The sequence below is a fragment of the Pseudalkalibacillus berkeleyi genome (assembly GCF_021608225.1).
Classification (GTDB): Bacteria; Bacillota; Bacilli; order Bacillales; family Fictibacillaceae; genus Pseudalkalibacillus; species Pseudalkalibacillus berkeleyi.
Genome location: NZ_JAKIJS010000001.1, coordinates 1,834,391 through 1,856,670, shown reverse-complemented (window position 1 = coordinate 1,856,670; position 22,280 = coordinate 1,834,391). Strand labels below are relative to the sequence as shown.

Here is a 22,280-nt window from a genome sequence, read left to right as displayed (position 1 = left end):
GAAGACTTTGTTTCCTCTCTTTTTTTAAATGTAACACCACCTAAGGAGGATTTCAGATGCGGAAAGGAAATTTGTGGTATTGGGTGTTCTTGGCTCCAGTACTAATTGCATTAGTGGCTGTTGTCATTCTTCCATTGATGTATGGGATTTATTATTCTTTTACTGACTGGAATGGTATTTATACCACTAGCTTTGTTGGCCTTGATCATTATAAAGCATTAATAGGTGATGAAGAATTTAGAAACTCATTATGGTTTACAACGAAATTTACAGTTGTGTCTGTATTCCTGATCAATTTCTTTGGATTATCATTAGCTCTACTCGTTACGCAGAAGTTTAAAGGTAATCATGTATTAAGAACGATATTTTTTATGCCGAACTTGATCGGTGGGCTTATTTTAGGATTCATTTGGCAATTTATCTTTATTAAAGTGTTTTCAAGCATTGGAGACATTTTAGGGGTTGAAGGGCTCAAGGTATGGTTGGCAACAGAAGAGACAGGGTTTTGGGCGCTGGCAATTCTGATGAGTTGGCAATTAGCAGGTTATGTTATGGTCATCTATATATCTTTCTTAGAAGGTGTACCAAGAGAATTATTAGAATCGGCGCAAATAGATGGTGCTAATTCATTCCAACGTTTCTTTCACGTTACATTACCTCTAGTTATGCCAGCATTTACAGTTAGTCTATTTTTAACTCTATCAAACTCATTTAAACTGTATGATCAAAACCTATCCTTAACAGGTGGAGGACCATATAATTCCACTCAGATGGTTGCGATGGAAATTTACAATACAGCCTTTGTAGAAAATGCTATGGCATTTGCACAGGCAAAAGCGGTTATATTCTTCCTGATCGTAGCTACTATCTCACTGACACAAGTTTACATAAACAAGAAACGGGAGGTTGAATTGTAATGAGAAGAAATTCGAAATTCTTAATACCTATACTCGGGCTGACTCTAGCAATTCTTTGGCTTGCCCCGTTTTATCTAATGTTCGTCAATTCCTTTAAAACAAAAAAAGAAATATTTACCGATACATTGAAGCTTCCTGATATTTTTACATTTGATAACTATAAAGAAGCCTTTATAGAATTAGATTTTCTGAGAACGTTATTTAACTCTGTACTAATAACAACATTAGCAGTCGTCATCATCATCATTTTTTCATCTATGGCGGCTTATGCATTGTCACGTAAAGGCGGAAAAATGAGTATTTTCATCTTTTTCCTATTCGTCGCTGCCATGCTTATTCCTTTCCAATCCGTTATGATTCCATTAATTGCGATTTTCGGAAAGGTAGACATGTTGAACAAAGCCGGTTTAATTTTCATGTATTTAGGTTTTGGAGCCAGTTTGTCCATTTTCCTTTATCACGGGGCTTTGAGTGGTATTTCGAAATCACTAGACGAAGCTGCAACAATTGATGGTGCAAGTAGATTTCAAGTATTTTGGTATATTATATTCCCGATGTTGAAACCGATTACGGTAACCGTAGCCATATTAAATATCATATGGATTTGGAATGACTACCTTCTCCCATCTTTAGTTATTAATAAGACCGGTAATGAGACGATTCCTTTAAAAATGTTCTTCTTCTTTGGAGAGTATACAAAACAATGGCATTTAGCATTAGCAGGACTAGCAATTGCGATTATTCCAGTGATCATCGTTTACTTCTTCTTACAAAAACATATTATTAAAGGGATCGCAGAAGGCTCTGTAAAGTAGATGATATACTTAGGAAAGAAAAGTACGACAGTAAAAGAAAATGTTTATTATTTTTCGGTATAGAGGAGAGACAACCGATGGCAGTAACGATTAAAGAAGTAGCAAGGGAAGCAAATGTTTCACCTTCGACTGTTTCTCGAGTAATAAGTAACCATCCAGGTATAAGTGAAAATACAAAAAAACGTGTACGTAAAGCGATGAAAGAATTGGGCTATCACCCTAATTTACAAGCGAGAAGTCTTGTCGGTAAGAGCACACAAACAATCGGTATTGTAATGCCCAATTCAGCTACACAAGCACTTCAAAACCCCTTCTTCCCAGAGGTTATTAGAGGTATAAGCTTAAAAGCTTGTGAGAATATGTATGGTGTTTATTTAACAACAGGTAAAACCGAGGAAGAAACCTATGAGCAGGTTGTAGCTATGGTACAAGGACGTAGGGTAGATGGCATCATATTATTATACTCACGTACAGATGACCGATTGATGCAATACTTACTTGCTGAACAATTCCCGTTCACGGTTATAGGTCGACCCTACAAGAATGCGGAACATATGACGTATGTAGATAATGACAATATCCATATTACAAAACGAATAACTGAGCACTTAATACAGAATGGACATGAACATATAGCCTATATCGGAACAAATATGGATTTCGTATTTACTATAGATAGAATGGAAGGTTACAAACAAGCCTTAAGTGATGCTGGGATTCCATTTGATGAAAAATATATCATTGATGACGCTCAAATCAAAAAAGAGGGAAAAGAAGGGATACTTAAATTCCTTGAAGACACTGCTCCTCTCACAGCAATCGTGGTCGCAGATGATATTTTGGCTATTGAATTATTAAGCTATACAGAAGCGCTGAATCTTAGTATTCCTGAAAATATTTCCATGATTAGCTTTAACAATATCTTACTTGCTGAATATACAAAGCCTGCATTAACTACTGTTGATATTAATATATTTCAATTGGGCTTTGAAGCAGCGAGTTGTTTAGTTGAAAAAATTAAAAACCCAGATGTACTTCCAAGACGCATTACCATTCCTTCCAAGATGATTGAACGGAAATCAGTCAAAAAAATTAAGTAGGAAAATCACAAAGAGTCTGGGTGCATGAATGGTTAAGAAAAGAGAGGATAGATATGACAAAAGTTTGGTGGAAAGAAGCGGTCGCCTATCAAATATATCCGAGAAGTTTTATGGACTCTAATCATGATGGTATTGGCGACTTACAAGGTGTTATTTTAAAGCTAGACTATTTAAAAGATTTAGGAATTGACGTCATTTGGATCTGTCCATTTTATCAATCCCCAAATGATGATAACGGGTATGATATTAGCGATTATGAAGACATCCTGCCTGAATTCGGAACGATGGCAGATTTTGATCAACTGTTATCAGAAGTACATAAACGTGGAATGAAGCTAATTATTGATTTAGTGATTAATCATACAAGTGATGAACACCCATGGTTTATAGACTCACGAGAATCGAGGGACAGTCCAAAACGTGATTGGTACATATGGTCCGATGGTAAGGATGGAAGAGAGCCGAATAATTGGGAAAGTATTTTTGGTGGTTCTGCTTGGGAATATGATGAACAAACCGGACAATACTTCTTGCACATCTTTTCTAGAAAACAACCAGATTTGAACTGGGAAAATGAAGAAGTGAGAGAAGCGCTATATAAAATGGTGAATGGGTGGTTGGATAAAGGAGTCGATGGATTTCGAGTCGATGCCATAAGCCATATTAAAAAAGAAGAAGGTCTTCCCGATCTACCTAATCCAAACGGGTTAAAGTATGTACCATCCTTTGACCTGCATATGAATGTCAAAGGCATACATCCTTTATTAGAGGAATTAAGAGATGAGACATTTGCTAAATATGACATTATGACGGTTGGTGAAGCAAACGGTGTAAATGTACAAGATGCTGAGCTATGGGTAGGAAAAGATTCAGGAAAGTTTAACATGGTATTTCAATTTGAACATTTAGGGCTATGGGATCCTGAGAAAAATGAGATGGATCTTGCAGAGTTAAAAAGAGTGTTTACAAGTTGGCAGAAAGGCTTGGAGAACAAAGGATGGAATGCACTATTTATCGAAAATCATGATAAAGCAAGAGTCGTATCTACCTGGGGAAACGATAATGAATTTTGGTATGAAAGCGCTACTGCCTTAGGGGCTATGTATTTCTTCATGCAAGGCACTCCATTTATTTACCAAGGACAAGAAATTGGCATGACAAATGTCCAATTCGATACGATCGAGGAATACAATGATGTTGCAACCAAGAATTTATACCATATCAAAAAAGAAGAAGGCATCCCAGAAAAGACAATCATGGAGATGATTTGGAAAACGAGTCGTGACAATTCACGTACTCCGATGCAATGGTCAAGTGCATCTAATGGTGGTTTTACTAAGGAAACGCCTTGGTTAGGTGTGAATCCTAATTATGCATACATTAATGTAGAAGAACAGCTGTCAGACCCAAACTCCATTCTTCACTTTTATAGGAAAATGATTCAGTTAAAGAAAGAGAACCATATATTCACTTATGGGGTATACGATTTAATTTTGGAAGATCATCCACAGGTATACGCGTATACAAGAACGCTTAAACATGAGCATGTGATGATCATCACTAATTTATCTGAAACACCAGCTGAACTTGAAACGGATCACTTATTAGTTCGCGATCAACTTCTTCTTAATAATTATGAGGTACATGAGCATGATCCTACATACACCATAACGTTAAAGCCTTATGAGGCTCGAGTATATAAAATGGGGTCCTAAACAGGGGCCTCATTTTTGAGTAAGAAAAATTAAATTAAAAGGAGAATCTGTGATGAGTACTAAACAATGTGAAGAGTGGTGGAAAAGGAGTGTCGTCTATCAAATTTATCCGAGAAGTTTTTTGGATTCAGATGGAGATGGAATTGGTGACCTCCAAGGAATTGTAAGTAAACTAGACTACTTACATAAACTTGGTATTGATGTTATTTGGTTAAGCCCCATTTATGATTCTCCTAATGACGATAATGGATACGATATCCGTGATTACCATGAAATCATGCAAGAATTCGGGACGATGGATGACTTTGAATATTTACTAGAAGAAGCGCATACTCGTGGGATGAAAATAATCATGGATCTTGTTGTCAATCATACTTCTGACGAACATAAATGGTTTCTGGAATCAAAGAAAAGTAAGGATCAACATTATCGAGATTACTATATTTGGAGAAGCGGAGAAAACGACAAGGAACCTAACAATTGGGGTTCAGTCTTCGGCGGTCCAGCTTGGGAATATGATGAACAGACTGATGAGTATTACCTCCATATCTTTTCTAGAAAACAACCTGATCTAAATTGGGAAAACAAAAATGTACGGGATGAAATTTATAGGATGATGGCATTCTGGCTTAATAAAGGTGTAGATGGATTTCGTATGGATGTCATCAATTTCATCTCAAAGGTTCCAAATTTACCAGATGGAATTGTCCGAGAAGGTATGATATATGGTGACGGTTCTCTCTATTTTATGAATGGTCCAAGAATACATGAATTCTTGAAGGAAATGAATAGTGAAGTGTTATCAAAGTATGACACGTTAACGGTTGGGGAGATGCCAGGCGCTAGTACAGACGATGCTATTTTATACACGGACCCATCCAATAATGAGTTGAACATGGTCTTTACGTTTGAACACATGGAACTCGATAGTCGTTCCGACAAGTGGGATTATCAACCTTTACATTTAGTAGACTTAAAGAAAAACTTTGAGAAGTGGCAAACAAAACTACACAATATCGGATGGAATAGTCTTTATTGGAATAACCATGACCAACCGAGAATCGTTTCACGTTTTGGAAATGACGAAGCATTCCGGATAGAATCTGCCAAAATGCTTGCGACTTGCTTACACATGCTACAAGGCACGCCTTACATTTATCAAGGTGAAGAAATCGGTATGACAAATGTTAAATTTCCTTCTATCGAACAGTATAAAGATTTGGAAACACTAAATATGTTCAAGGAAAAACAATCGCAAGGTGTTCCAGTTAACCAAATTATGAATTCCATATATGTAAAAGGACGAGACAATGCAAGGACACCAATGCAATGGGATGACTCAAAGCATGGGGGCTTTACAGAAGGAGAACCATGGATAGAAGCAAATCCACGATATAAAGAAATTAACGTTGAGGCAGCTTTATTTGATGATCATTCTATTTTCTATCATTATCAGCACCTAATTGCTTTGAGAAAGAAATATGATGTCATCACAGGCGGTAATTTCACCTTACTTTACGAAGAAGATCCAAACCTGTTTGCATACCGAAGAAAAAGTGATACAGAGGAATTAATCGTACTATGTAATTTCTCCGAGAAGGACCTATCTTTGAGAGATCCGTTGCTCATCGAGGATCTGAAGCAGTACAGGGTTATTGTGCAAAACTACCAAGAGGTTGTCCTAGCAGAAACATTAACATTAAGACCATTTGAAGGCTTGGTGTTTTTCAGATAAGAATCACACCCTATTGAACTTAGACCTATGATTGGTATTGAGGTTGTGGTATCAACAAATTAGATTATTTTCCCATTTAAATGTTTCGATTTTGTGACAAATACTAAAAAACATGACACTTGTCATATACATTCATGACGATTATGAATTCTCCTGTTTATTTCTGTTCTTTATTATAGAAGTAGATGAAATATCCAAATAAAGAATTGAGAGTATTAGACTTGAGGAGGACATATGAGCATAAATAAACAAAGAGAACTCAGAAAAAATATTACTTCTTTCGAACAATCCGATACTAAATCAAGTGTATATCAGCTGATCAATACCATTCCACCATTCTTCTTGCTTTGGTTCCTTGCATACCAAAGTTTGTCTGTTTCTATATGGTTGACCTTGGCATTGGCAGTTGTGACAGCAGGATTTGTTGTGCGGACTTTCATTATTTTTCATGATTGCACTCACCAATCTTTCTTCAAAAGCAAAAGAGCCAATCGAGTACTAGGTACGATTACTGGAATCATTACTCATTTTCCTTTTGAAAAATGGAAACGTAGTCACACGATCCATCACGCAACCAGTGGTAACTTAGATAAGCGTGGAACTGGAGATGTTTGGGTGATGACCGTTGATGAGTATTTTGCTGCCTCTTTTTGGACCAGATTGTCATACCGTCTTTACCGGAATCCGATTATTATGTTTGGATTCGGTCCAATTTATCTTTACTTCATTTCGAATCGTGTTAATCGAAAAGGAGCGAGACGAAAGGAACGATTGAACACATACTTCATCAACCTTTCAATCGCTACCATTTATGGGCTTATGATATTCGCAATCGGTTGGCAAGCTTTTATGATTATACAAATCCCTATCCTTTTAGTATCTGGTTCGCTCGGTATTTGGTTATTTTATGTTCAACATCAATTTGAAGATTCTTATTTTGAATCAGAAGATGAGTGGGACTATGTAAAAGCTGCCGTGGATGGTAGTTCCTATTACAAACTCCCGAAGTTAATGCAATGGTTAACAGGTAATATTGGATTCCATCATGTACATCACTTAAGCCCAAGGGTACCCAATTATCATCTAGAAAAAGCACACGAATCAACACCACCGTTACAAAACGCGACGACCATAACCTTGGCATCAAGTTTGAAATCTATTCGTTTCAGATTGTTTGATGAGAAAAACAAGACGTTTGTAGGCTTTAATGACCTCAAACACTTAAAGAAGAAATTAAAAACAAGCGGACAGCTGAACACAATAAGACCAAGTCTACAACAAAAATAAATACGACTGATTAAAACCCTTCCGTCATGTAGAGAAGGGTTTTCTAGTAAATCGTTTTTTGTTTTTTGTTATACTTAATGTAATTGTTGTATTTTGGATCGACTTGTAAATAAAATTTAAAAAGGGGACCCCCATGCGTAATTGGTATCATGTTATTCCGAAAAATACGGGGCTTAGCTCCTATGTATGGATTGTATTTTGTATACTTCCACTCTATTTCATTTTCAGATCTTCTTCCACAATGGAAATTATTATCGGTGTATTAGCATTTCTGATGTTTTTTACATCCTACAGATTATCCTTTATTTCTAAGGGGTGGTCTGTCTACGTTTGGGTAAGTATAGAAATGGCTATAAGTGTTGTGATGACAATACTTTTTGGGTATGTTTATTTTGCACTTTTCTTAGCTTTTTTTATTGGCAACATACAGAAGAAAGTCGGGTTTCTAACGTTATATATCATTCACCTTCTTTCTACGATTGTAGCTGTTAGCATAGTCGTTTTCAGACAAAATGAAATGTTTTTTTCTCAATTTCCTTTCATTATTATTTGTTTAATTGGTGTCATTTTGTTGCCTTTCACAATGTTTAACAAAATCAAGCAGGAAAGATTAGAAGGTCAATTAGAAGATGCAAATAAAAGAATTTCTCAGTTAATGGTCTTTGAAGAACGTCAACGGATAGCTAGAGACCTACATGATACTTTAGGACAAAAACTCTCCCTTATTGGACTGAAAAGTGACTTGGCAGGTAAATTAATGTATAAGAACCTCAATTCAGCGAAAATAGAAATCGATGATATTCACAAAACAGCAAGAACTGCATTAAAAGAAGTGCGAGAGATGGTTTCAGATATGAGGAGAGTAAAATTAAAAGACGAAATCATTCACATCCAACAAATGGTAGAAGCGGCTGAAATGGATTTAAATATTGAAGGTGACCCTGAACTAACCAATACACCACTATTGGTTGAAAATGTGTTAAGCATGTGTTTGAAAGAAGCTGTAACCAATGTGGTCAAGCATAGCCAAGCTACTTCTTGTAATGTTCTTATCAAACAATCACCTCATGAAGTGTTGTTAAGCGTTCAAGATAATGGAATTGGCATCTCTGATAAAGTGTCCACTTTATCAGGTCATGGACTCCAAGGGATGAGAGAACGACTTGAATTTGTTAATGGTAGTTTGGAGATAAACTCATCGAATGGAACGACACTAACTACTCGGGTGCCAAATTTATAAATATAACGTATTAGGAGAGATTGATGTGATACGAATAGTTATTGCTGAAGATCAACAGATGTTGCTTGGAGCTCTAGGGTCTCTGCTAAATTTGGAAGAAGATATGGAAGTCGTAGGTAAGGCTAAAGACGGAGAAGAAGCAATAGCTTTGGTTAAGAAACAAAAGCCTGACATTTGCATTATGGACATAGAAATGCCTTTAAAGAGTGGACTAGATGCAGCAGAGGAATTGAAGGGCGATTCTTGCAAAGTCATTATTTTAACTACTTTCGCTCGAGCGGGGTATTTCGAACGTGCTCGTAAAGCGGAGGTAAACGGGTATTTATTAAAGGATAGTCCAAGTGAGGAATTAGCGAACTCAATCCGTGTCATAATGGATGGTCGTCAAGTATATTCACCAGAATTAGTTGATATTGCATATGAGAGTAGTAATGGAAATCCACTTACTGCACGTGAAAAACAGGTCATTAAACTAATTTCTGAAGGGAAAACGACGAAAGATATTGCAAATGAGCTATCTCTCACCACTGGAACTGTCCGCAATTACGTTTCAGTCATTCTTGATAAACTGAATGTGAGTAATCGAATAGAAGCTATCTCACGATTCAAAGAAAAAGGTTGGTTTAAATAATCCGATTTAGTTGTAAATGAATGCAGGATACATAACTGATGGATAAACGGGTATCCCCCTATGGTATCAACATTTTCTTGTTGTAGCGATTCTGAAACTTTCCTTAAAGAATGCAAACAGTTCTTAAATTTATGTAGATACAATTGTTGAATTATATATTAGTACAGACACAACCAAGCCCACACCGTCATAGGTATAAGTATATGTGATAGTTGCCTATGGAGGTGAGGTTGTGTCCAGCATTATTGCAGCACTGGCTTATTTCTTTAAAGAAGTCATGTTCTTCGTCTCCTATGTCAAGAACAACGCGTTCCCACAGCCATTGTCATCTGATGATGAAGCCAAGTATCTGAAAGAAATGGCCGAGGGTAATGAAGAAGCACGGAATCGCTTAATCGAACATAACTTGCGTTTAGTTGCCCATATTTGTAAAAAGTTCGAAAATACCGGAGAAGACACGGAGGATCTCATCTCAATCGGTACAATCGGGCTGATTAAAGCAATCGAAAGCTACTCCAGAGGAAAAGGAACGAAACTGGCGACGTATGCAGCGAGATGTATTGAAAATGAAATTCTCATGCATCTCCGTGCAATTAAAAAGACGAAGAAAGATGTCTCATTACATGACCCGATTGGTACGGATAAAGAGGGGAATGAGATTACACTCATTGATGTACTGAAAGCTGATCTTGACGATATTGTCGATACGATTCAGCTGAAGATGGAGAAAAAACAGATTTATGAGCACATTCATATTCTCGATGATCGTGAAAAAGAAGTGATCGTTGGACGATTCGGACTCGACATGGAAAAAGAACGGACACAGCGAGAGATTGCGAAAGACCTGGGTATCTCGAGAAGCTATGTCTCTCGTATTGAAAAACGCGCACTAATGAAATTGTTCCACGAGTTTTATAGACAGAGGAATGACAAGGAAAAAGGATGAAAAAACAGCTCAAGTGATATACGCTTGAGCTGTTTTTTTATGTGTTTTATTTAGAGATAAAGTCTTATGGGTTGCATAAAGCTTTCAATACTCAATGATAACAACCTCTAATAAAAACTGGTACAATATTCACCAAGTAGGGTACTCTAGGTGAAAGAATCATTGAGCGCTTCAGGAGGAAATGAACATGGAAAGTCATAGTCATAACCATTCACACGGTTCGAATAAAAAAGCACTATTATTTGCTTTTCTAATTACTACATTATTTATGGTCGCTGAAGTTATTGGTGGCTTGATTACAAATAGCCTGGCCTTATTATCTGATGCCGGACATATGCTGAGTGATGCAGTCTCGTTAGGTTTAAGCCTGCTAGCGCTAGTCGTAGGAGAAAAGGCTGCAACGAAAGCGAAAACATTTGGATTTAAACGGTTTGAAATATTGGCCGCCTTATTTAATGGGGTGACATTAATCGTTGTCTCGATTTACATTTTCTATGAGGCTTTTCATCGGTTTCAAGAACCACCTTCTGTTGTAGGAAGTGGAATGATGATCATCGGTATTCTTGGTTTAGTAGTGAATATCGTGGCTGCATGGGTCCTTATGAGAGGAGATACAAAAGGAAACCTTAATCTTCGAAGTGCATTTTTGCATGTTCTAGGGGATATGCTCGGTTCTATTGGTGCTATTATTGCAGCTCTGTTGATCATACAATTTGGTTGGAATATTGCCGATCCAATTGCTAGCGTAATTGTGGCCATTTTGATACTCATTAGTGCGGTGAGAGTGACTAAAGAGTCAGTACATGTGTTGATGGAAGGCTCGCCAAGTCATATTGATGTAGAGAAAGTGAAACAGCAATTAGAAGGAATTTCTGGCGTAATAGAAACGCACGATTTACATGTGTGGACCATCACGTCAAACTATCCGTCGTTAAGCTGTCATTTACTCGTTGAACAAAATATGTCTCACGAAGACATTTTGAATGATGCAAATGCTTTAATGAAGCAGGAATTCGGAATTACTCATACAACATTTCAGATTGAAGAAGAACACTATAACTTAGAAGAAAGTGATATACATAATTAATAATATAGGAGGAACTTATGAATATTTTATGGGATTTCGATGGTACGCTTGTTGATAGTTACAGGCTTTTTGTGAAGCTTTTTAAAAAGGTGTTAGGAGATGACACTTCAGAAGAAGAAATCTACAGTAAAATGAAAGTTTCATTTACTCATGCATTCCAATATTACCAATTTACTGATGAGCGTAAGAAGGAATTTCAAGCGTTAGAGGCAGAGCTTCTTCCATCGGATTTTGAATTATTTGAAGGGTTACAGAGTGTTCTCCAACTTGCTGAACACAACTTTATTGTTACACACAACTCACGAGAAGTCGTCAAAAACGTCATTCAGCACCATAGGCTTGATCAGTATTTTACGAAAGTGATTGGCTGGGAAGACCGCTTTCCAAGAAAGCCTGATGCAACAGCTTACAAGCATGTACTTGAAACGTACGCAATAGACCTTGTTGTTGGTGATCGAGAGTTGGACTTGTTACCAGCAAAAGAATTAGGGATACCGACATGTAGCTTTCAAAATGAACATGTAGCAGGTATGGATTATTACGTAGACTCCTATACGGAACTATATGAAATCCTTACCAAAAAGCTTTAACAAATGTTTACATGTATAGAAATCTAGTTGATATTGTCATTATGAAAGAACAATCTCTATTGAAAAGTGATTGAATACAGGAAAATAGGTTAATCGTATCGAAATTGTGGAAATATAGAAGTAGGAATTAAAATGGAACGAGGTGACAATTCATTATGTCTGACATCATTTTTAATGTATCCCTTATAGCTCTTCTCGTTTATTTCATGTATGCATGCGCATATGACTAAAGATCAAATGATCCAAGGATATCCTAGGAAGGACGTTCTTGGATCATTTTTATAATTAAAGACCTTCCTTAGCTTAATAAATCCTCACCAGGAAAAGGGGAACAAAATAAATAAGGGACTTCTCTTTTTAAATGTTTGAATTTTCCTTATAATAAAGGTATTACATATGAACTAGGGGGATAAATATGAAACTTACACAATTATCACAGCAATGGAACTTAGAAAACATCTTTGCTGGCGGAAGTACTTCAGAGCAATTGAGCACATATATTCAATCAATTGAAACTCATATCGTTGAGCTCAAAAGCAAGATCGACAGCTGTAATCCAAGCAATCATCAGGAATTAGCAGAAGTGGTTGAAGAAATGAGCCGTCTTTCATCACGTCTGCACGAAAGTAGCGCTTATGTAGGGTGTTTAGTGGCACAAGATGTAAAAGATAAGGAAGCTGTAGCTATTAGAGGAAAGCTCGATGCAATTGGTGCGAAATACCACTCACTATGGACACAATTTGAAGAGAAATTGACTCAAGTATCAGATAATGAATGGAAGACGTTATTACAATATGATGGTTTGTATCCATACTCCTTTGTTTTGAATGAACGTAGACAACATGCAGTGGAAAAACTGAGCTTTAGTCAAGAATCACTCATTAACGATTTAGCAGTGGATGGCTACCATGCTTGGTCTAACTTGTACGACCTTGTCGTTGGTAAAATGAGTATCCCATTTGAAGAAGATGGTGAACAGAAAGAGCTATCAGTCGGACAACTTGATAATAAACTATCTAGCCAAAGTAAAGAGACACGCCAACGTGCATTCGAAAGTTACTCCAAAGCTTGGGAAGAGCAAGAAGACTTTTGTTCAGAAGCACTCAATCATTTAGCAGGCTTCCGTTTAAGCACATATGATCATCGCAAATGGGACTCTGTATTGAAAGAACCGCTTCAAATTAACAGAATGTCTCAGGCGACACTTGATACGATGTGGAAGGTCATAGAACAACATAAGAACACCTTCGTGAAATATCTAGATCGCAAAGCTGAAATGCTTGGTCTCGAGCAACTAGGTTGGACGGATGTAGACGCACCCATCGGTAAGACAGAAACAAAAGTATCCTATGACGAAGCAGCAAACTTTATCATTGACCAATTCAAACAATACAACCCTAAAATGAGTGAGTTTTCGCGTCAAGCGTTTGAGAAATCTTGGATTGAAGCAGAGGACCGAACAGGAAAGAGACCTGGAGGATTTTGCACAAGCTTCCCAAACGCAAAAGAAACACGTATCTTCATGACGTTTTCAGGTACACCTAGCAATGTATCTACGCTTGCACATGAGCTCGGTCACGCCTATCACCAGCATGTAATGGATGAACTTCCATACTTGAACCAAAATTACGCAATGAACGTAGCAGAGACAGCTTCGACGTATGCTGAAATGCTTGTTTCAGATGCAGCGGTAGAAACGGCGAAAACTGAAGAAGAGCGTCTTGTATTGTTAGAAGATAAAATTCAACGGTCTGTAGCTTTCTTTATGAATATCCATGCACGTTTCTTATTTGAAACACGCTTTTATGAGGAGCGGTCAAAAGGTCTTGTATCAGTATCTAGATTGAATGAGTTAATGGAGGAAGCACAAAAAGAAGCATATTGTGATGCGCTTGGTGAATATCACCCACACTTCTGGGCTTCAAAGCTACATTTCTATATTACAGACGTGCCTTTCTATAACTTCCCATACACATTCGGGTATTTGTTTAGTGCTGGTATTTATGCAATTGCGAAAGAACAGGGAGATGCGTTTGAAGACAAGTACATCGCATTGTTACAAGATACGGGTAGAATGACCGTAGAAGAATTAGCTGAAAAACATCTTGGCGAGGATTTAACCAAGCCACAATTTTGGACTCGAGCTATACAGCTTGCTGTTGAAGACGTGGAAGAGTTCCTGAAACTCACTAAATAAAACACAAACCCCGAGCGAATGTGAATCCATCCGCTCGGGGTTGTTTTTTTAAAAAAATTAACGCTTTTGAATTGAGACATTACTAAGCATAAAGAATGAAAGAATAAGGACGAGAAACATGAATAAATAATGGGGTAATAAGTCGACAGTCAAATAAGATAAAGCTACAAAGCATCCTGCTAATGTAATAGGTAGACCAGTAAAGTGCCCTTCAAATTCTGTGATGTTAAACCGGGCAAGTCGGATCGCGCCACAAATAATATAAATGAGAATAAACACGATACCAGGGAGACCGAATTCAAACAAAACAGCTTCATAAATGAGAAAGGCTGGTGCTACTCCAAATGAGATTAAATCACATAAGGAATCCAGTTGCTTTCCAAACTCTGACTCTATTTGTAGCTTTCTTGCAATCATTCCATCAAACCGATCGAACAGCGCACATAAGAATATGAACCAGAAGCTGAGTTCGAGTTGTCCATTTAGTATGCACACAATTGCGATAGCCCCAAGTGTTAAATTCAGTAATGTCAGTACATTGGCGGCTTGACTCTTCATACGTTTGACTGTGTGATCAACCCGTTCTAGAAAATACATAGTTGTGTCACTCCTTATTGGTTTTCTATGAGAAAATCCAATTTCAACTGAGTTGATTAAAACTATTATATGCCACTTTTGTAAATTAAGGAAGAACCCTTTACAATTTTCTTGCAAACAAAAGTGCGCAGGGACGTTAAAACTACAATTTAGGGATAATTAACCCGATAATCCCTTTAGCCGTTCTCCATCTTCCAGAAATTGTCCCTATTATTAAATAAAAAGAACTTTGTTATCCTCAAACAAATAGGGGTGTGCTAAATTGTCTATCCTCTCCCAAAAATGAACTTTTCTCAATTTGAGGTTAAGATAGAGAGTCTATCCTCTCCCAAAAATGAACTTTTCTCAATTTGAGGTTAAGATAGAGAGTCTATCCTCTCCCAAAAATGAACTTTTCTCAATTTGAGGTTAAGATAGAGGGTCTATCCTCTCCCAAAAGTGAACTTTTCTCAATTTGAGGTTAAGATAGAGAGTCTATCCTCTCCCAAAAGTGAACTTTTCTCAAATTGAGGTTAAGATAGAGGGTCTATCCTCTCCCAAAAGTGAACTTTTCTCAATTTGAGGTTAAGATAGAGAGTCTATCCTCTCCCAAAAGTGAACTTTTCACGATTTGAGGGTAACTCCTATTACGTTCCACATCTGCTTATTCAGTCTCTGCGTGATTTCAACAGCAACTATCTTGATCAAATAGCCAAATAAAAAAAGAAAGGACAACGGTTCATCCCGTTTTGTCCTTTCTCTTTTATTTTGATGAAGAAGATTGATCCTCATAATTGGTTTGTAATTCATCCTTAATGGTCCGATCAGAAAGCGGTACACCTGTACGATATGCCGAACGCGATATCATATGTCCACTTACAGGTGCGGTTAATAAGACGAATAGAATGCCTAAAATGAGCTTTCCGCTGACTATGTTTTCTTTAAATAAGAAGAATAAGAAAGCAGCAAGCATCACGCCGGATACGCCTAGAGTAGCACTCTTCGTAGCAGCATGTAGACGAGAATATACATCTGGAAATCTAATTATTCCAAGTGAGCCTGAAAATACGAAGAATGTTCCCATCAGCAATAGGACACTAATCACGACTTCGGTCAATGATAACACCCTTTTCTAAGAATTTCGCTATTGCAACCGTTGCGATAAACGTTAAGATACCAATCAATAAAATGACGTCATTTAACATAGTCGTGTTAAGTTGGATAGCGACCAATCCTGTCATAGATATCAAATTAATTCCAATTGTATCAATGGCTACTGCACGGTCTGGATTCGAAGGTCCTTTAATCGCGCGATAAAGTAACATGATAATGGATATCGCATTGACGATCATACAAAACCAAATGACGTTGTGTAACAAAATGCTCATCGTGTCACATCCTTTATCGCACTCTCGAATGTCCCTTTAATTTGATTAATGGTCTCATCGACATCAGGCAAATCCATTGCATGGATATAAATGAAATTGTTATCTGCTGATACATCAACGGATAAAGTACCTGGCGTTAATGTAATCAAATTAGCTAATAAAGTGATTTCCCAGTTCGATCTTAAGTCGGTTGGCAAAGCAACAATACCAGGTTGCATGTCAATTTTCGGTCTATAAACCATTTTAAGAACATCAATGTTAGCGATTAATAATTCTTTAGCAAAGAGGAGAATCAACTTCCAAATTGCAAGGACATACTTGAAATAAAAGGTATCAGGTATGAATCGATTTAACAGAAATAATAAGAAAACCCCGATAATGAAACCAATCAAAAATGTGACAAACTCATACGACTCTGTCAAAAACATCCATATGAGACCGATTGCGAGGTTGATCAAAAGTTGAAAAGCCATATCGAACTACTCCTTTAAGATTGTGTCAACATAAATGGATGGATCCATCAGATCAACACCAATTTGTTGGATGTGTGGTAAGAACCATTCTGCCCCGATACCAAGTACAACAGAAAAGATGAGTAAGAATGTAATCGGAAAGTAGAGTGGTCTGATCGATCGTGTTTTAGTTGGTAATGTCATGCTTTCTCCCCAAAATCCATTCAAGAAAATACGCATAACAGATACTAAAATCAATAAGCTCGTAATCAACCCAACAGCACCAATCACATAATGTCCATTTTCAAATGCTCCTTTCAATAACAATAGTTTACCAATAAAGCCACTGAAAGGTGGTAAACCTGCGAGCGTCAGAGTAGCTATGAAAAAGAGCCAGCCTAATAATGGATACTGTTTAATAAGACCACTGATCTTTCGTAAATCAGAAGTACCGGCAACAATTGCCACTGCTCCAACGAGCATGAACAAGGCACCTTTAATGATCATGTCATGAAGTAAATAATAAACGGATCCAGCTAAAGATCCTTCAGTAAATATACCAACTCCCATAATCATAAATCCGATTGCTGGAATAATGTTATAAGCAATAATTAATTTGATATTGTTTGTAGACATTGCTCCAACTACGCCAAAAATTAACGTAAATCCAGCGAGTATAATGAAAAAGGTATGGGTATAGTCTACATTCCCATTAAAGATCAAGGTGAATACGCGTAATATCGAATAAATACCTACTTTGGTAAGCAATGCACCGAATAAGGCTGAAATAACAGCTGGTGGTTTTGCATACGCATGTGGCATCCAAAAATACAACGGAAATAGTGCGCCTTTTGTAGCAAATACAACAAAGAACAAAATCGCGATTGTTGTCAATATTCCATCTTGGTTGACTTGACCGACACGTTCAGAAAGTTGGGCCATGTTGACAGTTCCTGTAACTGAGTAGAGAAAACTGACAGTCGTAACAAACAAGATTGATGAGAATAAGTTGAGCAACACGTATTTAATGGACTCTCGCAACTGCTGTCGCGTTCCGCCTAACACGATCATTCCATAAGATGCCATTAACAACACTTCAAAGAATACGAAGAGATTGAAAATGTCCCCTGTTAAGAACGCTCCGCTAACACCCGCAATCAACATCAAGAAGAACGTATAAAAATAATGTTCCTCCCGCCCTTGATCAAGTGTATAAGGGGCGTAAAAAGCAGCTGCAACTGCAATGATGTTCGTTGCAACTAATAAGGAAACCGATAATAAATCTCCTACAAGAATAATGCCGTAAGGGGCAATCCAACCCCCAGTTTCTAAAATAATCGTACCATCTTGTATAACCTTATACATAATGAAAGTGGTAAGAAGCAAATTCATAATAGATACGATTTGAGCTCCCGTTCTTACAAAAGGTAGCCGTTTTCGCCAAAAAACAAACAATGTGCCTGCGATGAGTGGTAGTAAAATAGGTAATATGATTAAATTAGTCATTGTCGGATCCCCTCAATTGCTCCAAGTTGTCAGTCTTGTTCGTTTTATATGCTCGGTATGCTAACACAAGCAAGAATGAAGTCACACCAAAACTGATAACAATTGAAGTCAAAATCAGTGCTTGAGGAAGCGGATCCGTATATTGATCAATACCTTCTGTCAATATAGGCGGATCCCCTCTATTAAGCTTCCCCATCGTCAAAATTAAAAGATGAGCACCGTGTGAGAGTAGAGCAGTTCCGAATATGATTTTCAATAGTTGTCTTTGCAGTAAAAGATATATTCCAGCGGTAAAAAGTAGACCAGCTAGAATAGACATAAGAATTTCCATATTAATCAGTTTCCTCCTCTTTACGGAGTCGAATCATTGCATAAATACCTAATGCGGCTATTCCTAGCACAGTGATTTCAAACAGCGTATCTAACCCTCGCATATCAACAAGGATGACGTTTACTACATTATCTCCGCCACCTAGGTGGTGTGACTCTTTAATGAAATAATGAGCGATGGTTTCAAATTTCTTCGAGCTGTGTGACGCAATAGCAACCATCGTAACTAATACACCGACCGAAATTGAAATCGCCATGTTTACAATTCTAGAACCAACAGGCTGTTTTTTCGTATCAAGCTTCGGTAAGTGATAGAAGCATAGTAAGAATAAAGCAACTGTAACCGTCTCGACGATAAGTTGTGTCAAAGCAAGGTCAGGCGCTCTGAAGAATACGAATAATAACGAGAGTCCATAACCTACAATTCCGAGTACGAGTATCGCTGCAATCCGGTTTTTCATAACGATCGTTGCAAATGCTGCGATGGCCATAACCATACCAACTGCGATCTCAGGCCATGAAATAGGTGCAAGATCATCCGTCTCTATGACAAAACCTTCAGTAACGAACAACGTTATACCAGTTGCGCCAACAAGGAACACGAGAATATAAAGAACATAGTGTCGCAATGACCCAGTCATGTATGAGTTGGTCGTTCGTTCTGCCAATTTATATTGACCTTCATTAACAAAATCATAAACTTTATTCGCGCTCAATGGACCTGGTAACCAGTTGTAAATCTTTCTCCAATACTTCAAGGTCAAGAACAATACCGTACCTAGAGCAACGACTGTGAGTGACATGTATAATTGCGGTGCAAATCCATGCCAAAATGCTATATGTTTACCAGGTGCCGATCCGAAAACAGCGATTGCTGCAGGCGTTAAAATAGGTTCATTAATTAAGTTCGGTAGCAGTCCAACAACAATTACAAACACGACAAGTACAATCGGCGATAATAACATACCTATGGGAGCTTCGTGCGGCTTAACCGGTAACTCATCCTTCTTATTTCCAGTAAAGGTATAGAAGAAGAAGTACATCGAGTAAACGAATGTGAAAATACTTCCTAGAACAGCTAATACTGGAATGATCGGTGCAATGGCCGTAACAAGATCAGATGTAGATGTTATGTGTAAAGAGGTTTCGAAAAACATCTCTTTACTTAGAAAACCATTAAAGAATGGTAACGGAACACCGGCCATGGAAAAGGTGCCGAAGAATGCGAGTGTAGCTGAAATTGGCATTAGTGTCATTAATCCGCCTAGCTTGCGAATGTCCCTGGTCCCTGTCTCATGATCAATAATACCAGCAACCATGAACAGGCTTCCTTTAAATGTAGCATGGTTAAAAATATGGAAGATCGCTGCAAAGATTGCAGCCTTTGTTCCAAAACCTAGCATAGACATGATCATGCCCAATTGACTAATCGTTGAAAATGCGAGAATCGCTTTCAAATCCGTTTGTCTTACCGCCATATAGGATCCCCAACACAACGTTAAAAGTCCGAAACCAGTGACGAGAATAAAGAATAAATCCGTCCCTCCGAAAATGGGAAACAGTCTCGCGGTTAAATAAATGCCTGCCTTAACCATCGTGGCAGAATGCAAAAATGCACTAACAGGAGTCGGTGCTTCCATTGCATCAGGTAACCAAATGTGGAATGGAAACTGTGCAGACTTGGTGAATGCCCCTAGAAGAATGAGTAACAAAATACCTGTAAAGTAAGGACTGTCAATTACTTGATCACTTGCTGCAATCATTTCACGGATACTGGTTGTTCCGGTAACATAAGAAAGTAAAATGAAACCACCAAGCATGGATAGACCACCAAGAACAGTAATCACCATAGATTTTAGTGCACCGTATCTCGAAGCTTCCCGGTCATACCAATAACCAATTAAGAGAAAAGAAGAAATACTCGTCAGTTCCCAAAATAGGTATAACCCATAAACGTTATCTGAGAGGACGACACCAAGCATCGCACCCATGAAAATGAAGAGAAATACATAGAAATTGTTTAATTTCTCGTTTTTATTCAGATAAAAGATGGAATACAAAGTAACAAGCGCACCAATTCCACTAATTAATAATGAGAACAGTAGACTTAAACCATCTAAGTAGAAACTGAAATTCATTTCAAGGGAAGGTACCCACTCAACTACAGATGAAATATTTATTCCTTTTGATACAGATCCCATCTGAGAGAGGAAGTAAATAAACAGAACAAATGGGATGGGTAAAACAAACCAGCCAGTGTGGACTGTTCTTATGTATCGAAAGAAAAACGGCACGAATAATGCCGTCAGAAAAGGAGCAAGAACTGCAAACTGTAACATGATAAAAAATCCTCCTATCGAGTTTTCCGGACCGATTATGTAAGTAGACCATTATCATTGTAATCAAAAAAAGATTGTATTATCAACTTTTTTAACGTCAAAAGACCTTAAAATTTACAGGGTGTTACAAAATAATGAAGAATCGTTATTGTTATTATCGCCTATAATCACTACTTTAACAGGGAAAAAGATCAAACAACGCAGGATTCATTGAAATAAGCAAAAAAAAAAAACGAACTAACTGAGGTTAGCTCGTTACAAATAAGTCGTTATTAATTTTGGGGAAAGATGACGACGGTCAATTTCTTGCTTAATGAGAGTAATGAAATCGTTGCTCAGCTTTAACTCTCGCGCCTTATGATAGGATTCAATGAGAAGCTCGTCTGATAAATTTTCCATAAAATTAGCCAAAAGTGGCCTTCGCACCTCCAGACATAATAAGAAATGTTTAAGTTGAAAATCGATAAAATAAGAAAAGTGCAATTGAATAGGTTTGATCGTATGTTAAGCAAAAGAGGATCTTTGAGGTTAAATTAAATCTTTAAGAATATCTATGTGGTAGGGCTCATAAGCTGTTATGTTATGATGTAAACTTAGCTTACCACGAATCCAAATGAGGAACAATCGTTCTCTTATCCACAAAAAGAAGTGGATAACTTGTGGGTAAACTGTTTATAAAGTAAATAATTGGTTATTTTTCAATGTGTAAAATGTGAGTAAAGTTATCCACATTTTGCAAAGGGTCGAAAGGTGTCGAAAAGTTTTTTGGTTCTACTCATCTAAACAAATGATTCAAGAAATTTAATTTCTTTCTAAAAAATCATCATCCAACTCTTTTTTTCTATTGTTCCCATAATATTTATTGGTACAATAAAGGTTGGACTGAAGAGAAAGTATAACGAGGTGTTTTGGTTGTTAAAACGTTTATTACCAAATGAACATGTCCCATCAATTTATGATATAGATGCGAATGAATTGTTGGATAGAGGAATTAAAGGTATTATCACAGATTTGGACAACACACTTGTCGAATGGGATCGTCCTGAGGCGACTCCAGAACTTATAAAATGGTTTGCAATGCTGAAAGAGAAGGGACTACAAGTGACGATCGTGTCCAATAATAATGAGGAACGGGTGAGAAGCTTTTCATATCCGCTTAATATCCCATTTATCTTTCGTGCTCGAAAACCGATGACAAATGCCTTTAAACGAGCTGCGAAAAATATGAATCTTAACAATGAAGAAGTTGTAGTTGTTGGTGATCAGATTTTCACTGATGTCTTAGGTGGAAATCGTCTAGGGTTGTATACCATACTAGTCGTCCCTGTGGCGAAAAATGATGGACTAGCAACTAAATTAAATCGTTACATGGAAAGACATGTATTAGAATGGTTTAAACGAAAGGGTCTAATTAACTGGGAGGAATGAT

General features: G+C 37.4%; 21 protein-coding genes. 13 read left to right on the top strand and 8 right to left on the bottom strand.

The features are described 5' to 3' along the window. The first annotated feature begins 56 nt into the window (after positions 1-56). The 12 genes from L2716_RS09825 to L2716_RS09770 all read left to right on the top strand — a co-directional run bounded on the left by L2716_RS09825 (position 57) and on the right by L2716_RS09770 (position 14,260). Positions 57-917, top strand: a complete 861-nt coding sequence (locus L2716_RS09825; RefSeq protein WP_236334105.1) for a carbohydrate ABC transporter permease — start codon at positions 57-59, stop codon at positions 915-917. Further along, positions 917-1,732 (top strand): carbohydrate ABC transporter permease, encoded by an 816-nt coding sequence (locus tag L2716_RS09820; RefSeq protein WP_236334103.1) that lies wholly within the window; start codon positions 917-919, stop codon positions 1,730-1,732. The genes L2716_RS09825 and L2716_RS09820 overlap by 1 nt, the downstream gene beginning before the upstream one ends. A gap of 77 nt (positions 1,733-1,809) precedes the next feature. After that, positions 1,810-2,832 (top strand): LacI family DNA-binding transcriptional regulator, encoded by a 1,023-nt coding sequence (locus L2716_RS09815; protein ID WP_236334100.1) that lies wholly within the window; start codon positions 1,810-1,812, stop codon positions 2,830-2,832. A gap of 53 nt (positions 2,833-2,885) precedes the next feature. Beyond that, positions 2,886-4,547 carry a glycoside hydrolase family 13 protein gene (locus tag L2716_RS09810; protein ID WP_236334098.1) on the top strand — a complete coding sequence of 554 codons (1,662 nt, stop codon included), beginning with the start codon at positions 2,886-2,888 and terminating at the stop codon, positions 4,545-4,547. Positions 4,548-4,599: 52 nt separating this feature from the next. Next, positions 4,600-6,282 carry a glycoside hydrolase family 13 protein gene (locus tag L2716_RS09805; RefSeq protein ID WP_236334097.1) on the top strand — a complete coding sequence of 561 codons (1,683 nt, stop codon included), beginning with the start codon at positions 4,600-4,602 and terminating at the stop codon, positions 6,280-6,282. A gap of 234 nt (positions 6,283-6,516) precedes the next feature. Beyond that, positions 6,517-7,569 carry a Delta(5) desaturase DesA gene (gene desA, locus L2716_RS09800; RefSeq protein ID WP_236334095.1) on the top strand — a complete coding sequence of 351 codons (1,053 nt, stop codon included), beginning with the start codon at positions 6,517-6,519 and terminating at the stop codon, positions 7,567-7,569. 133 nt (positions 7,570-7,702) lie between these two features. Beyond that, entirely contained in the window at positions 7,703-8,809 is a 1,107-nt protein-coding gene (locus tag L2716_RS09795; RefSeq protein WP_236334092.1) for a sensor histidine kinase, read from the top strand. A 25-nt stretch (positions 8,810-8,834) separates the two neighbouring features. Further along, positions 8,835-9,440, top strand: coding sequence for a response regulator transcription factor (locus tag L2716_RS09790; protein WP_236334090.1), 606 nt, complete (start codon positions 8,835-8,837; stop codon positions 9,438-9,440). Positions 9,441-9,672: 232 nt separating this feature from the next. Then, entirely contained in the window at positions 9,673-10,386 is a 714-nt protein-coding gene (gene sigK / locus L2716_RS09785) for an RNA polymerase sporulation sigma factor SigK (protein ID WP_236334088.1), read from the top strand. 187 nt (positions 10,387-10,573) lie between these two features. Further along, positions 10,574-11,473 (top strand): cation diffusion facilitator family transporter, encoded by a 900-nt coding sequence (locus L2716_RS09780; RefSeq protein WP_408005301.1) that lies wholly within the window; start codon positions 10,574-10,576, stop codon positions 11,471-11,473. A 17-nt stretch (positions 11,474-11,490) separates the two neighbouring features. Then, positions 11,491-12,063: an HAD-IA family hydrolase gene (locus tag L2716_RS09775; protein ID WP_236334085.1), complete on the top strand. Its 573-nt coding sequence runs from the start codon at positions 11,491-11,493 to the stop codon at positions 12,061-12,063. Positions 12,064-12,478: 415 nt separating this feature from the next. Further along, entirely contained in the window at positions 12,479-14,260 is a 1,782-nt protein-coding gene (locus L2716_RS09770; RefSeq protein ID WP_236334084.1) for a M3 family oligoendopeptidase, read from the top strand. A 57-nt stretch (positions 14,261-14,317) separates the two neighbouring features. On the opposite strand, the gene pssA is transcribed toward L2716_RS09770, so the two are convergent. The 8 genes from pssA to sda all read right to left on the bottom strand — a co-directional run bounded on the left by pssA (position 14,318) and on the right by sda (position 21,250). Then, entirely contained in the window at positions 14,318-14,857 is a 540-nt protein-coding gene (pssA, locus tag L2716_RS09765; protein WP_236334083.1) for a CDP-diacylglycerol--serine O-phosphatidyltransferase, read from the bottom strand. A 742-nt stretch (positions 14,858-15,599) separates the two neighbouring features. Further along, positions 15,600-15,953: a monovalent cation/H(+) antiporter subunit G gene (mnhG, locus tag L2716_RS09760; RefSeq protein ID WP_236334082.1), complete on the bottom strand. Its 354-nt coding sequence runs from the start codon at positions 15,951-15,953 to the stop codon at positions 15,600-15,602. Continuing rightward, the gene (locus L2716_RS09755; protein WP_236334081.1) at positions 15,934-16,224 is read right to left on the bottom strand and encodes a Na(+)/H(+) antiporter subunit F1; all 291 of its coding nucleotides are present in this window, start codon (positions 16,222-16,224) and stop codon (positions 15,934-15,936) included. Before L2716_RS09755 ends, mnhG begins: the two co-directional genes overlap by 20 nt. Continuing rightward, on the bottom strand, positions 16,221-16,697 hold the full coding sequence (locus L2716_RS09750) for a Na+/H+ antiporter subunit E (protein WP_236334080.1): 477 nt from the start codon (positions 16,695-16,697) through the stop codon (positions 16,221-16,223). The genes L2716_RS09755 and L2716_RS09750 overlap by 4 nt, the downstream gene beginning before the upstream one ends. A gap of 6 nt (positions 16,698-16,703) precedes the next feature. Then, complete coding sequence (locus L2716_RS09745) at positions 16,704-18,182, bottom strand: Na+/H+ antiporter subunit D (protein ID WP_236334079.1); 1,479 nt, start codon at positions 18,180-18,182, stop codon at positions 16,704-16,706. Further along, positions 18,175-18,513 (bottom strand): Na(+)/H(+) antiporter subunit C, encoded by a 339-nt coding sequence (locus L2716_RS09740; protein WP_236334078.1) that lies wholly within the window; start codon positions 18,511-18,513, stop codon positions 18,175-18,177. Before L2716_RS09740 ends, L2716_RS09745 begins: the two co-directional genes overlap by 8 nt. Before the next feature lies 1 nt (position 18,514). Beyond that, positions 18,515-20,851, bottom strand: coding sequence for a Na+/H+ antiporter subunit A (locus L2716_RS09735; RefSeq protein ID WP_236334077.1), 2,337 nt, complete (start codon positions 20,849-20,851; stop codon positions 18,515-18,517). A gap of 255 nt (positions 20,852-21,106) precedes the next feature. Then, positions 21,107-21,250: a sporulation histidine kinase inhibitor Sda gene (sda, locus tag L2716_RS09730; protein WP_236334076.1), complete on the bottom strand. Its 144-nt coding sequence runs from the start codon at positions 21,248-21,250 to the stop codon at positions 21,107-21,109. 513 nt (positions 21,251-21,763) lie between these two features. On the opposite strand from sda, the gene L2716_RS09725 reads away from it, so the two are divergent. Next, positions 21,764-22,279, top strand: coding sequence for a YqeG family HAD IIIA-type phosphatase (locus L2716_RS09725; protein WP_236334075.1), 516 nt, complete (start codon positions 21,764-21,766; stop codon positions 22,277-22,279). Position 22,280 lies beyond the last annotated feature (1 nt).

Coding starts and splice junctions, on each gene's coding strand:
- sda (WP_236334076.1), bottom strand. CDS start 21,250: ATGGAAAATTTATCAGACGAGCTTCTCATTGAATCCTATCATAAGGCG.
- L2716_RS09825 (WP_236334105.1), top strand. CDS start 57: ATGCGGAAAGGAAATTTGTGGTATTGGGTGTTCTTGGCTCCAGTACTA.
- L2716_RS09735 (WP_236334077.1), bottom strand. CDS start 20,851: ATGTTACAGTTTGCAGTTCTTGCTCCTTTTCTGACGGCATTATTCGTG.
- L2716_RS09770 (WP_236334084.1), top strand. CDS start 12,479: ATGAAACTTACACAATTATCACAGCAATGGAACTTAGAAAACATCTTT.
- L2716_RS09780 (WP_408005301.1), top strand. CDS start 10,574: ATGGAAAGTCATAGTCATAACCATTCACACGGTTCGAATAAAAAAGCA.
- L2716_RS09755 (WP_236334081.1), bottom strand. CDS start 16,224: ATGAGCATTTTGTTACACAACGTCATTTGGTTTTGTATGATCGTCAAT.
- L2716_RS09810 (WP_236334098.1), top strand. CDS start 2,886: ATGACAAAAGTTTGGTGGAAAGAAGCGGTCGCCTATCAAATATATCCG.
- L2716_RS09740 (WP_236334078.1), bottom strand. CDS start 18,513: ATGGAAATTCTTATGTCTATTCTAGCTGGTCTACTTTTTACCGCTGGA.
- pssA (WP_236334083.1), bottom strand. CDS start 14,857: ATGTATTTTCTAGAACGGGTTGATCACACAGTCAAACGTATGAAGAGT.
- L2716_RS09795 (WP_236334092.1), top strand. CDS start 7,703: ATGCGTAATTGGTATCATGTTATTCCGAAAAATACGGGGCTTAGCTCC.
- L2716_RS09815 (WP_236334100.1), top strand. CDS start 1,810: ATGGCAGTAACGATTAAAGAAGTAGCAAGGGAAGCAAATGTTTCACCT.
- L2716_RS09750 (WP_236334080.1), bottom strand. CDS start 16,697: ATGGCTTTTCAACTTTTGATCAACCTCGCAATCGGTCTCATATGGATG.
- desA (WP_236334095.1), top strand. CDS start 6,517: ATGAGCATAAATAAACAAAGAGAACTCAGAAAAAATATTACTTCTTTC.
- L2716_RS09820 (WP_236334103.1), top strand. CDS start 917: ATGAGAAGAAATTCGAAATTCTTAATACCTATACTCGGGCTGACTCTA.
- L2716_RS09745 (WP_236334079.1), bottom strand. CDS start 18,182: ATGACTAATTTAATCATATTACCTATTTTACTACCACTCATCGCAGGC.
- L2716_RS09775 (WP_236334085.1), top strand. CDS start 11,491: ATGAATATTTTATGGGATTTCGATGGTACGCTTGTTGATAGTTACAGG.
- L2716_RS09805 (WP_236334097.1), top strand. CDS start 4,600: ATGAGTACTAAACAATGTGAAGAGTGGTGGAAAAGGAGTGTCGTCTAT.